The sequence below is a fragment of the Caulobacter sp. P1_B12_2 genome (assembly GCF_056406675.1).
This window is the reverse complement of the sequence record NZ_JBFTZS010000111.1, coordinates 17,193-28,725: the sequence shown is the minus strand read 5'-3', so window position 1 is coordinate 28,725 and position 11,533 is coordinate 17,193. Positions and strand designations below refer to the sequence as shown.

The following is an 11,533-nucleotide window of genomic DNA, read 5'->3' as shown; positions in this document are numbered from 1 at the left end:
GTGCGGATCCTGGCCCGGCTTGGACGGCGCCAGATTCTCGATGATCGGCAGGATGCAGCGCTCCACCAGCTCGAACATCGCCAGGTAGACGAAGCCGCGGATCTGGTTGAGCTTCAGGCGTTCGGCGGGGCTCAGGAAGTCGAGCGCGGCCGTGCGGGCGAAGGTCTCGGGCATGAACGGCTTGGAAAAGTCCATCGGCTTGTCGAAGCCGATGATGTCCTCGATGCGCCAGTTCACGCGCTTGGAGGTTTCGAGCAGGCGCTCGTAGTTCAGGTCCTGGATCATGGGTCGTCTCCTCGCGCGGCGAGGCGCCCCCTCGGGCGCATGCCGCGACGGTGAGCTCGCCGCCGGCTAGTTGTTGGCGGTGGTCGGGTCGATGATCTGCGGGATCTCGGTGATCGAGGTCACCGGGAAGCCGCTCAGTTCGGCATGGGCGTGAATCACGTCCTCGCTATCCGCGAGGTAGATGCAGAAGGTCCGATCTCCAGCGACGTAGCTGTGCTGCCACTGGATGTTTCGGCCTATCTTTTCGATCGCCTGGTTCGAGGCGCGAGCAGCCCCACAGAGCTCGATGATCGACATGCCGCCRATCCCGGGGATTTCGCGTTCGACCAGGTAACGCTTGAGATGGCCCATGGCGCCGCCCCGCATCACCCTTTGAATGAGCGCAGCATCGCGCCGCCGAGCGCTGGGCACAATCCAAACCTTGTGGCGCTGGCTAAAGGTTTTGCTTATGATGAGGCATGCCGGCGCCCCCCTATCTCCGATCTCTGCAGGCGGTGGAGCTGGCCGTGCGCCACGGCTCCTTCGTCGGGGCCGCCGTCGATCTGGGCGTCACGCCCGCCGCGGTGGGCCAGAGGGTGAAGGCGCTGGAGGACTATCTGGGCGTCGAGCTGCTGGTCAGGGGGCGCGGGGGCGTCAGTCCGACCCCGGCCCTGAACTCGGCCTTGCCGCGTTTGCGTGAAGCGTTCCAGGCGCTGGAAACCGCCGCCGAGGAGTTGGAGCTGCAGCGCGGCCGGGAACTGCATATCGCCGCGGCGTCCGACTTCGCGGAGCTTTGGCTCAAGCCTCGCCTGGCGCGCTTCAGGGCTCTGCACCCCAGTATCCTCTTCACCGTCAACGGCGAGGGCGACGCGCCGCGGCGACTGGGACGGGTCGACTGCGAGATCAGCTTCGCGAGCGCCGGCGAGGATCCGGCGCGGCGGCTTCTGTTTCGGGACTACGTGATTCCGGTGGCCTCGCCGGAAAACGTCGCCCGCACCGCGCACATCGATCTGAAGACCCGGCTCGAGGGCTTCCCGATCCTGCATCTGGACTTCTACAAGGACGATCCGGCGGGTCTCTCCTGGCCGGACTGGGTCGCGGCCACCGGCGTTTCGCGGGCCTTTCCGGAGCGCGGGATGCGCTTCCAGCGCCTGGGCTCGGCCCTGGACGCGGTGGCGGCCAATGCGGGCGTGACGCTTTGCGGCCTGGCCCTGATCACCGAGCAGCTGGACGCCGGCGTCGTCGCCCYGCYGTTCCCGATCAACACCGGACGCTGGAGCGAGCACGGCTTCGTGGCCCGTTTCCGGTCGGACCACGTGGGGCAGAGGCACGTCGAGCGCTTCCGCGCCTGGCTGGTCGAGGAGGCGCGGGTCACCGCCGACAGGCTGGCCCGGATCGTCGAGGCTCGGGTCTAGCCGACCCCCGCGGCGGAAATCTACTCCGCCGCCACCATTTCCGGCGCCGCGACCTTGGCCACGCCCATCGGCCGCAGGTCCAGGTCCTGGAACAGGGCGCTGTCCTCGTCCTGGCCGGGCAGGGGGGTGGTCAGCAGCTTGCCGCCGACAAAGATCGAGTTGGCGCCGGCCAGGAAGCACAGCGCCTGCAGCTCGCGGCTCATCTCGTCGCGGCCGGCCGACAGGCGGACCATCGACTTGGGGCAGACGATCCGGGCCACGGCGATGGTGCGCACGAACTCGATCGAATCGATCGCCGTCGTCCCGTCAGCGAGCACTTTATCGCCCAAGGGCGTGCCGCTGACCGGCACCAGGCCGTTGATCGGCAGGCTGTCGGGGTGGCTGGGCAGGGTGGCCAGTTGGCGCAGCAGGCTGGCGCGGTCGCGGCGGGTCTCGCCCATGCCGACGATGCCGCCGCAGCAGGTGCTCATGCCGGCGTCGCGGACATAGGCCAGGGTGTCGAGGCGTTCCTGGTAGGTGCGGGTGGTGACGACGTCGCCATAGTACTCAGGGCCGGTGTCGAGGTTGTGGTTGTAGTAGTCCAGGCCCGCGTCCTTCAGCGACTTGGCTTGCTCCGGCGTCAGCATGCCCAGGGTCGCGCAGGTCTCCAGGCCCAGCGCCTTCACGCCGCCGATCATCGCCGCCAGCTTGGGCAGGTCGCGATCCTTCAGCTCGCGCCAGGCCGCGCCCATGCAGAAGCGTTGGGCCCCGCCGTCGCGGGCTTCGCGGGCCTTGGCGATCACGACCTCGGCGTCCATCAGCTTCTCGGCTTTCAGGCCGGTCTTGAAGTGGGCGCTCTGGCTGCAATAGCCGCAGTTCTCGGCGCAGCCGCCGGTCTTGACCGACAGCAGTTGCGACAGCTGCATTTCCGACGGATCGAACCCGGCCCGGTGCACGGTGGCGGCCTGGAAGACCAGCTCCATGAACGGCGTGTCGAACAGGGCCTCGACCTCGGTCAGGGTCCAGTCATGGCGGGGTTGGGCGGCGTTGATCTGGCTCATGGCGCGCAGGTTTGGACTCGGTCACTTCGATTGGCAAGCACGTCCCGCGTGCGGGACGCCGCAAGGGGCGATGCAGCCAAAGTTCGTCCGCGAGGTTATAAGGGGCGCATGGATCACGAAATCGAACTGAAGTTCCTGATCGCCCCGGAGTCTTCGAACGTGATCCTGGCCCGGCTCGAGGGGCGGGAAGCGGTTCGGCAGCTCGACGCGACCTATTTCGACACCGTCGACCACGCCCTGCGCAAGGCGGGCTTCGGCCTGCGCATCCGCGACGGCGAGAACGGCCGCAAGCAGACCTTGAAATCGGCCTCGTCCGGCGGCGTGTTCGCGCGCGGCGAATGGGAGAGCGCCGTCGAAGGCCCCGAGCCCGACCGGGGCCTGCTGGCCAGCACGCCGGCCGCCAAGGTGATCAACGGCGACGCCTTGACCCCGGTGTTCGTCACCAACGTCAAGCGCGTGACCCGGCTGATCGAGCGCGACGGGGCGACCATCGAGGCGGCGCTGGATCATGGCGAGCTGCTGGCCGACGATCGCCGCGTCGGGGTCAGCGAGCTGGAGCTGGAGCTGAAGACCGGCGCGCCGCGCGTGCTGTTCGACCTGGCCCGCGACCTGGCCGCCCACGCGCCGCTGCGCCTGTCCCTGGTCAGCAAGGCCGAGCGCGGCTACGCCCTGGCCCTGGACGAGCCGGACGGTCCTCGTCCCGACGCGCCGCTGAACCCCGAGGCGACGACCGGCGAGGCGCTGCAGGCGCTGGGCCGAAGCGCCCTGTGCCGCCTGTGCGCCGCCGCCGAGTCCCTGCGCGCGCGTCCCGGTCCCGAACGGGTGCACAAGCTGCGGGTGGCGGCGCGACGGTTCCGGGCTCTGCTGTCGACCTTCAAGGCCCTGGCCGGCGATCCGGCCGCCCGCCACGTCAAGGCCGAGCTGAAATGGCTGGCCGACGCGCTGGGCGACGCGCGCGGCCTGGACGTGTTCATCGCCGATGTCTGGCGGCCGGCGGTCGAGGCTCAGACGGCCCAGGCGCCGGCGGGGCAGGATCCGGCCGGGCAAGATCCCGTCGATGCGGCCGACCAGGACGAGGCCCGCGCCCTGGCGGCGTTCGGCAAGGCCCTGCTGGCCGCCCAGACCGACGCCTACGCCAAGGCCGGGGAAGCCGTCGACAGCGCCCGCTTCCGCGCCCTGGCCATCGACGCCGCCGCCTGGCTGGAGGCCGGGGCCTGGACCACCGACCCCGGCCTCGAAAAGCGCCGCGACACGCCCGCCGCCGCCTTCGCCGCCAAGGCGCTGGACAAGCGCCGCCGCCGCATCCGCAAGGACGGCCGCGACCTGGCGGCCCTGAGCCCGGAAGAACGACATAAGCTGCGCATCCGCGGCAAGAAGCTGCGCTACGCCGTCGAGGATCTGGGCGGGCTGYTCCCCGATCACCCCAAGCGCCTGGAACGCTTTGTCGAAGCGACGAAGGATCTCCAGGACGTCCTGGGTCTGCTCAACGACCAGGCCGGGCGCGAGGCCCTGGCCCGCGAGGTGGCGCTGTCGTGCGATGACCCCGAAGCCGCCTTCGCCGCCGGTCGATTGACGGCGGGCGGCGCGGAACACAACGCGGAGTTGCTAATCGAGGCCCAAGGCGCTTACGTCAGCTTTGTCGAGGCCAAGCGGTTCTGGTGACCGCTCCTCTTCGGGACACGCGTCATGAAATGCGAGATCTCGATCCTGGCTCTTGCGGCGAGCCTGGCGCTGGCGCCGGGCGTGGCCGGAGCCGACGTGAACAGCTTCAAGGACTGGACGGTGGTCTGCGACAACCTGCGGACCTGCCAGGTCGCCGGCTTCTCGGCTGACGACAGCGAACTGCCCGCGGTGTTGCGCCTTAGCCGCGACGGCGCGGCGGGCGCGCCGGTCAAGGTCGAGATCGACCTGCTGGGCGAGGTCGGCTTGGCGGGCAAGACCCCGAGCCTGGCCATCGACGGACGCGTGGTGATGAAGGCCAAGGTGGTGACGTCGCGCGACAGCGCCGACTTCACGGTCGTGCTCGACGACGCCCAGGTGGGGCCGCTGCTGGGCGCGGCCCGCAACGGAACGCTGCTGTCGATCCAGGCCGAAGGCAAGGACCTGGGCCAGGTGTCCCTGGCCGGCATGGTCGCCGCCCTGCGCTACGCCGACGACCAGCAGAAACGGGTCGGCACGGTGACCGCCATGGTCGCCAAGGGCTCGGCTCCGGCGTCCGGCGTTCCCGCGCCGCCCGCCGCGCCGATCGTGCGCGCCGCCCCGGCGATCGCCCAGACCGGACTGCCGTCCAAGCCGCCGGCCGCGATCAAGGCCTTGATCAGCAAGGCCGAGTGCGATGCCGAGCCGGGCTCGCAAGGCGAGCCGGAAGCCTGGCGCCTGTCGGCCGACAAGGTGCTCTGGCAAATTCCCTGCGGCGGCGGAGCCTATAATTTCAGCGGTCTGTTCGTGATCGTCGACAAGGCCGGCCGCGCCAGCCTGGCGCCGCTGGAGGGCGTCGACGACGGCCTGGCCACCAACGCCGCCTACGATCCGACGACCCGCATCCTGTCGTCCTACGACAAGGGGCGCGGGGTCGGCGATTGCGGGGGTTCCAGCCAATGGGCGTGGACCGGCCAGGCCTTCGAGCTTTCCGAGTCCAGGGTCATGCCGGTCTGCCGCGGCTACGGCGGCGACTGGCCGGTCGATTTCCGCGCCAAGGTTCAGTAGTTGGCCGGCATATAAAGAAATCCTTATGCCTTAATTGCGAGAAAGGCATGGGCGCGGTATAGACCGCGCAAGACCATCCCCCGATCCGCAGGAGCCCGACCGTGGCCGACTACATCGTCAAGGACATCTCGCTCGCCGATTACGGCCGCAAGGAACTCGCCATCGCCGAGACCGAAATGCCCGGTCTGATGGCGACCCGCGCCGAATACGGCCCGGCCCAGGTGCTGAAGGGCGCCCGCATCGCCGGCAGCCTGCACATGACCATCCAGACCGGCGTGCTGATCGAGACGCTGACCGCCCTGGGCGCCGACGTCCGCTGGGCCTCGTGCAACATCTTCTCGACCCAGGACCATGCCGCGGCCGCCATCGCCGCCTCGGGCGTGCCGGTGTTCGCCTTCAAGGGCGAGAACCTGGTCGAGTACTGGGAATACGCCCACAAGATCTTCGAATGGGCCGACGGTGGCTATCCGAACCTGATCCTCGACGACGGCGGCGACGCGACCCTGCTCTGCGTGCTGGGTCCGAAGGCCGAGAAGGATCCCTCGATCCTCAACAACCCGACCAATGAAGAAGAAGAAGCGCTCTACACCGTGATGAAGCGCTACCTGGCCGAGAAGCCGGGCTTCTATTCGGCGATCCGCGACGCCATCGGCGGCGTGTCGGAAGAAACCACCACGGGCGTCCACCGCCTGTACCAGATGGCGACCAAGGGCGAACTGCCGTTCCCCGCCATCAACGTCAACGACAGCGTCACCAAGTCTAAGTTCGACAACCTGTACGGCTGCCGTGAATCGCTGGTCGACGCCATCCGTCGCGGCACCGACGTGATGCTGTCGGGCAAGGTCGCCGTGGTCTGCGGCTACGGCGACGTGGGCAAGGGCTCGGCGGCTTCGCTGCGTCAGGGCGGCGCCCGCGTGATCGTCACCGAGATCGACCCGATCTGCGCCCTGCAGGCGGCGATGGAAGGCTACGAGGTCCAGACCCTGGACGACGTGGCCGGCCGCGCCGACATCTTCGTGACCGCCACGGGCAACAAGGACGTCATCACCGTCGAGCACATGCGCGCGATGCGCAACAACGCCATCGTCTGCAACATCGGCCACTTCGACTCGGAAATTCAGGTCGCCGGCCTGAAGAACTTCAAGTGGGACGAGATCAAGCCGCAGGTCCACCACATCGAGTTCCCGGACGGCAAGAAGATCATCCTGCTGTCGGAAGGCCGCCTGGTGAACCTGGGCAACGCGACGGGCCACCCCTCGTTCGTGATGTCGGCCTCGTTCACCAACCAGACCCTGGCCCAGATCGAACTGTGGACCAACAAGTCGGCCTACAAGAACGACGTCTACACCCTGCCCAAGCACCTCGACGAAAAGGTCGCCCTGCTCCACCTGGAGAAGCTGGGCGCCAAGCTGTCGAAGCTGCGCCCCGATCAGGCCGAGTACATCAACGTGCCGGAAAACGGCCCGTTCAAGCCGGACCACTATCGCTACTAGACCTCGCCTCAAGCGAACCGAAGGGCCCGCCGCGGAAACGCGGCGGGCCTTTTTCTTGGACGCTGAAGCAAATATCGAGACGCTCGTCGCAACGATAACGATGTTCCGTGACGCACGCGCCATTCATAGTCGTGCTTGCCCTATTCAAGTCCGCAATGCTCGGCTCGCCCATCGAGGTGATGGAGGGCATGCTCGACGGCATCGAGGMCAACGGCCTGTTCGGCCTGACCGACGTCGTCATCACCGGCTATTTCGCCAGCGCCGCCCAGGTGCGCGCCGCCGCCCGCACCATCGACGCCGTGCGCGCTTCGCCCCGGGAGAATGCGATCCAGGGCGGCACGGCCCGCAAGCCGACCGTGATCATCGACCCCACCATGGGCGACGCCGGCAAGGGCCTCTACGTGCCCGCCGAGGTGGCCGAGGCGATCGCCGCCGAGCTGATCCCGCGCGCCGACGTGGTGGCCTGCAACGCCTGGGAGCTTCAGCGGCTGACCGGCACCGACTCCCGCGACCCCCAGGCGGCGGTGCGCGCCGGCCGGCTGCTGAACAAGCCGACCCTGGTGTCGTCCATCGAGCGCGGCGGCGAGATCGGCGTCGTCTATGTCGACCGCAAGGAAGCCTGGCTGGCGGCCCACGCCAAGGCCGAGCGTTCGCCCGCCGGCACCGGCGACCTGCTGACCGCCCTCTACGCGGCCTCGATCCTGGAAGGCCAGACCATCTCGTACGGCCTGGCCCGCGCCGTCGGCGGCGTGGCCGAGACGGTGACGGCGGCCAATATCTGGAACGCGCCGGAGCTGCCGATCGTGGCCATGGCCGCGCGGATCAAGCAGACCTCGCCGACCGTGCGGATCGAGCGGCTGGCCTGACGCCATAAGGCGGGTGTCATCCCGGACGAGCGCGCAGCGCGAAGCTCCGGGACCGACGCCTGAGCGCCGCGCTTCCGGCGGTCCCGGATCTGCGCTTCGCTTGTCCGGGATGACAATGAGGTTTGGGCTGCTGTAGACCCTTGCCCATGACCGTCGACATCACCGGCTTCTGCCCCGACCGCTTCTCCGCCGTCCGCGACGCGTTCGCCGCCAACTTTGCGGACGGGGGCGAGCTGGGCGCGCGGTTCAGCCTGGCCATCCATGGCGAGGTCGTCGTCGACCTGATGGGCGGGTTCGCCGACCGCAAGCACGAGGTCGCCTTCGGACCCGACACCCTGACGCCGCTGTTCTCGACCACCAAGGCCGTCGCCGCCCTACTGATCGCCCGGCTGGTCGACCAGGGCCGGCTGACCTACGACCAGACGGTCGCTTCGGTGTGGCCGGAGTTCGCCCAGAACGGCAAGCAGGACGTCACGGTCGGCCAGGTGATGTCGCACCAGGACGGCCTGTCGGGCTTCCCCGACGAGACCGACCCCGCCATCTGGTTCGACTGGGAGGCCACCACCGCCAAGCTGGCCGCCATGGCGCCGCTGTGGCCGATCGGCTCGGCGAGCGGCTATCACCCGGTGACCTTCGGCTTCACGGCCGGCGAGATCTTCCGCCGGGTCGACGGCCGGACCATGGGAACCGCCTTGCGCGAGGATCTGGCCCAGCCGTTGGGCCTGGATCTCTGGATCGGCCTGCCCGACAGCGAGCACGCCCGCTGCGCCGAGCTGATGCGCCCGACCGCCGTGCCCAAGTTCGGGGCGATGAACGAGGCCGTGAAGGCCGCCTTCATGACCAAGTGGGCCGCCCCGGGCGGACGCGGCACGGGCGATTGGCGGCGGGCCGAGATCCCGTCGGCCAACGGCCACGCCACCGCCCCGGCCCTGGCGCGGCTGATGGGCGCCCTGGCCTCCGGGGGCGAGCTGGACGGCGTCCAGGTGCTGTCGCCCGCCGTGATCGCCGAGGCCTCGGCCGAGCGGATCGTCGGCCAGGACCTGGTCCTGCCCTACGTGATCAGCTGGGGCGCGGGCTTCATGCGCAACACGCCCAACTTCTTCTACGGTCCGACGGCCGAGGCTTTCGGCCACAGCGGCTGGGGCGGCTCGTGCGCCTTCGCCGACCCGTCGCGCGGCGTGTCGGGGGCCTATGTCATGAACAAGCAGGGGACCGAGCTGATCGGCGACCCGCGCGCGGTGCGCCTGATCCAGGCGGCGTATTCGGCGCTTTAGCGACCTTCGGAGGCGGAGAGATGGGCAAGGCTGGGATCGCGAGCGTCGCCGCCCTGGCCGGCCTGGCCTGGGTCTCGGCCGCCCACGCCCAGGACGCCGGCCGCGATTTCTGCGCCGACCGGCCGGGCAAGGGCTCGCCGCCCTGCGTGCTCGACGCGGGGCGCTTCCAGGCCGAGCTGGGCGTGGCCGACGGCGCCTGGAGCCGAGGCGGCGGGGTCTCGACCGATGATGAAACCTACGGGGCGCTGGAACTGCGGCTGGGCCTGACCTCGACGCTCGAAGGCCAGCTGGCCTGGAACGCCCACGAACGGGTTCGCCAAGAGGATCGGGCGACGGGCGACGCCTCCACGGCGAAGGGGGAGGGCGACGTGACCCTCAGCCTGCGCTGGTCTTTGCGCAATCCCGGCGGCGACGGGGTCTCGGTCGCGCTCCAGCCTTTCGTCTCCGCCCCGACGGGATCGGGCGGAATCGGCGACGGCCTGTGGCTGGGCGGCGTGATCGCGCCGGTGTCCCTGCCGCTGAACGCCGACTGGTCGCTGGCCCTGTCGCCCGAGTTGAGTGCGCGTCCGGACGCCGACGGCGCGGGCCGCCACGTCGGTTTCGGCGGGGCCGTTGGCGTGGGGCGGTCGCTCGGACCGCTGGCCCTGGGCGTGGAGTTGTGGGCCGACCGTGACGAGGATCCGTCCGGCGCCGTCGACCTGGCCAGTTTCGACCTGACGGCCGGCTGGACGCCGCCGTCGCTCAAGGACCTGCAGCTGGACGTCTCGGCCTATGTCGGCCTGAACCGCGCCACCCCGGACCTGGAGCTGGCGGTGGGCGTGGCCAAGCGGTTCTAGGCTTGGTGCGTCCTTCGAGGCCCGCTGCGCGGGCGCCTCAGAAAGAGGAATTCAGAGCCAATCCACGTTCCTCATCCTGAGGTGCGGAGCGAACGCAGCCTCGAAGGACGCACGGCCTCAACGCTTCGGCTTTCCCTCGATCATCACCGCCCCCACGATCCCCGCCGCCACGGCCGCCACGGCGCTGACGCCCATCACCCACGGATAGCCCTGGGGGCCCGGCGCGAAATAGATCAGGCCCAGCACCGCGATGGCCAGCAGGCCGGCGATCCGGGCGACGGCGTTGTTGATCCCCGAGGCGACGCCGGCGTGGCTGGCGGCCACCGCGCTCATCACCGTGTTGGTCAGCGGCGCGACGGCCACGGCCATGCCCAGGGCGACCGTCAGAACGCCGGGCAGGACGCCGGTCCAGTATCCCGAACCGACCCACGGCGCGCCCAGCAGGCCGAAGCCGACGCCGGCCAGGATCGGCCCGATGGTCAGCATCGGCCGGGGCCCGAACCGGTCGGCCAGCTTGCCGGCCACGCCCGACAGGCTGGCCATGATCAGCGAGAACGGCAGCAGGGTCGCCCCGGCCCCGGCGGCCGAATAGCCGTGCCGGGCGATCAGTTCGTAAGGCAGGAAGAACAGGGCGCCGGTCAGGCCGAAATAGAGCGCCAGGGTCAGCAGGTTGGCGCCGCTGAAGGTCCGGGAGCGATAGAGGGCCAGCGGCATCATCGGATGCTTCTCGCGGGCCTGGCTGACCAGGAAGCCGGCCAGCAGGGCGGCGCCGGCCGCCAGGGCGGTCCAGACCGCCGCGCTCGTCCAGCCGCGCTGGCCCGCCGCCGTCAGGCCCCAGGTCACCGCGCCCAGGCCGGCGGCGGCCAGGACCGCGCCGCGCCAGTCCAGGTGCTCGACCTCGGGGTCGCGGCTCTCGCGCACCGCCGCCAGGGCCAGCCAGACGGTGGCGGCGGCCAGCGGCAGGTTGATCAGGAAGATGGCGCGCCACGAGACGTGATCGACCAGCCAGCCGCCCAGCACCGGGCCGATCGCCGTGGTCACCGCCCCGAATCCGGCCCAGGCCCCGATCGCCCCGCCGCGCTCCTGGTCGTCGAAGGTCGAGCCCAGGATCGCCAGGCTGGCCGGGACCAGCATGGCCGCGGCGATCCCCTGCACCGCCCGGGCGGCGATCAGCCAGCCGGCGTCCGGGGCGAGGGCGCAGCCCAGCGAGGCCGCCGCGAACAGCACGACGCCGATCACGAACACCCGGCGTCGCCCGAAACGGTCGCCGGCCGAGCCGCCGATCAGCACCAGGGCGCCCAGCAGCAGCAGGTAGGCGTTGACGATCCACTGCACCTGGGCGGCGTCGGCCTTCAGGGCGGTTCGCATGGCCGGCAGGGCGACATTGACCACCGAGCCGTCGATGAAGGCCATGCTCGAGCCCAGCACCGTGGCGGCCAGGGCCAGGCGCTTGCGGGGCGTGGGCGTTTCAGGGCGGCCGGCGCGGATGACGCCTTCATCGCAGGGGGGAGGCGCCGGTCCGGTCATGGGCGGAGGCTACGCGGAAGACGCCCCCTCCGTCACGATGCGTATTCGCATCGCGCCACCTCCCCCGCGTTGCGGGTGAGCAGGATGCGGCGTCCTTTCTCTCCTCCCCCGT

The 11,533-nt window shown here is 70.0% G+C and carries 10 protein-coding genes and 1 pseudogene; 7 read left to right on the top strand and 4 right to left on the bottom strand.

Annotated features, from left to right (window positions below; all coding sequences use genetic code 11):
- Both AC1DZ6_RS09205 and AC1DZ6_RS09200 read right to left on the bottom strand, forming a co-directional pair.
- Nucleotides 1-285: hypothetical protein (locus AC1DZ6_RS09205; protein WP_477096888.1), on the bottom strand; the 285-nt coding region annotated here is incomplete at its 3' end.
- 66 nt (nucleotides 286-351) lie between these two features.
- On the bottom strand, nucleotides 352-636 hold the full coding sequence (locus tag AC1DZ6_RS09200; RefSeq protein WP_477096887.1) for a DUF4242 domain-containing protein: 285 nt from the start codon (nucleotides 634-636) through the stop codon (nucleotides 352-354).
- Nucleotides 637-743: 107 nt separating this feature from the next.
- Between AC1DZ6_RS09200 and AC1DZ6_RS09195 the strand changes: the two genes are divergently transcribed.
- Nucleotides 744-1,679 (top strand): LysR family transcriptional regulator, encoded by a 936-nt coding sequence (locus tag AC1DZ6_RS09195; RefSeq protein ID WP_477096886.1) that lies wholly within the window; start codon nucleotides 744-746, stop codon nucleotides 1,677-1,679.
- Between the two features lie 20 nt (nucleotides 1,680-1,699).
- Here the strand turns inward: AC1DZ6_RS09195 and bioB are convergent, their stop codons facing one another.
- The gene (gene bioB / locus AC1DZ6_RS09190) at nucleotides 1,700-2,719 is read right to left on the bottom strand and encodes a biotin synthase BioB (protein ID WP_477096885.1); all 1,020 of its coding nucleotides are present in this window, start codon (nucleotides 2,717-2,719) and stop codon (nucleotides 1,700-1,702) included.
- Between the two features lie 108 nt (nucleotides 2,720-2,827).
- Between bioB and AC1DZ6_RS09185 the strand changes: the two genes are divergently transcribed.
- From AC1DZ6_RS09185 to AC1DZ6_RS09160, 6 genes and pseudogenes are all read left to right on the top strand, one after another.
- Nucleotides 2,828-4,381, top strand: a complete 1,554-nt coding sequence (locus AC1DZ6_RS09185) for a CYTH and CHAD domain-containing protein (RefSeq protein ID WP_477096884.1) — start codon at nucleotides 2,828-2,830, stop codon at nucleotides 4,379-4,381.
- Between the two features lie 24 nt (nucleotides 4,382-4,405).
- Entirely contained in the window at nucleotides 4,406-5,425 is a 1,020-nt protein-coding gene (locus tag AC1DZ6_RS09180; protein WP_477096883.1) for a DUF1176 domain-containing protein, read from the top strand.
- A gap of 101 nt (nucleotides 5,426-5,526) precedes the next feature.
- Nucleotides 5,527-6,918: an adenosylhomocysteinase gene (ahcY, locus tag AC1DZ6_RS09175; RefSeq protein ID WP_477096882.1), complete on the top strand. Its 1,392-nt coding sequence runs from the start codon at nucleotides 5,527-5,529 to the stop codon at nucleotides 6,916-6,918.
- Between the two features lie 167 nt (nucleotides 6,919-7,085).
- Nucleotides 7,086-7,784, top strand: a pseudogene (locus AC1DZ6_RS09170) (PfkB family carbohydrate kinase); the annotation flags it as partial.
- A 146-nt stretch (nucleotides 7,785-7,930) separates the two neighbouring features.
- Complete coding sequence (locus tag AC1DZ6_RS09165) at nucleotides 7,931-9,058, top strand: serine hydrolase domain-containing protein (protein WP_477096881.1); 1,128 nt, start codon at nucleotides 7,931-7,933, stop codon at nucleotides 9,056-9,058.
- Nucleotides 9,059-9,078: 20 nt separating this feature from the next.
- A complete protein-coding gene (locus AC1DZ6_RS09160) occupies nucleotides 9,079-9,894 on the top strand; it encodes a transporter (RefSeq protein ID WP_477096880.1) in 816 nt (271 codons plus the stop codon).
- Nucleotides 9,895-10,011: 117 nt separating this feature from the next.
- On the opposite strand, the gene AC1DZ6_RS09155 is transcribed toward AC1DZ6_RS09160, so the two are convergent.
- Nucleotides 10,012-11,421: an MFS transporter gene (locus AC1DZ6_RS09155; RefSeq protein ID WP_477096879.1), complete on the bottom strand. Its 1,410-nt coding sequence runs from the start codon at nucleotides 11,419-11,421 to the stop codon at nucleotides 10,012-10,014.
- Nucleotides 11,422-11,533 lie beyond the last annotated feature (112 nt).

Coding starts and splice junctions, on each gene's coding strand:
- bioB (WP_477096885.1), bottom strand. CDS start 2,719: ATGAGCCAGATCAACGCCGCCCAACCCCGCCATGACTGGACCCTGACC.
- AC1DZ6_RS09180 (WP_477096883.1), top strand. CDS start 4,406: ATGAAATGCGAGATCTCGATCCTGGCTCTTGCGGCGAGCCTGGCGCTG.
- AC1DZ6_RS09165 (WP_477096881.1), top strand. CDS start 7,931: ATGACCGTCGACATCACCGGCTTCTGCCCCGACCGCTTCTCCGCCGTC.
- AC1DZ6_RS09160 (WP_477096880.1), top strand. CDS start 9,079: ATGGGCAAGGCTGGGATCGCGAGCGTCGCCGCCCTGGCCGGCCTGGCC.
- AC1DZ6_RS09155 (WP_477096879.1), bottom strand. CDS start 11,421: ATGACCGGACCGGCGCCTCCCCCCTGCGATGAAGGCGTCATCCGCGCC.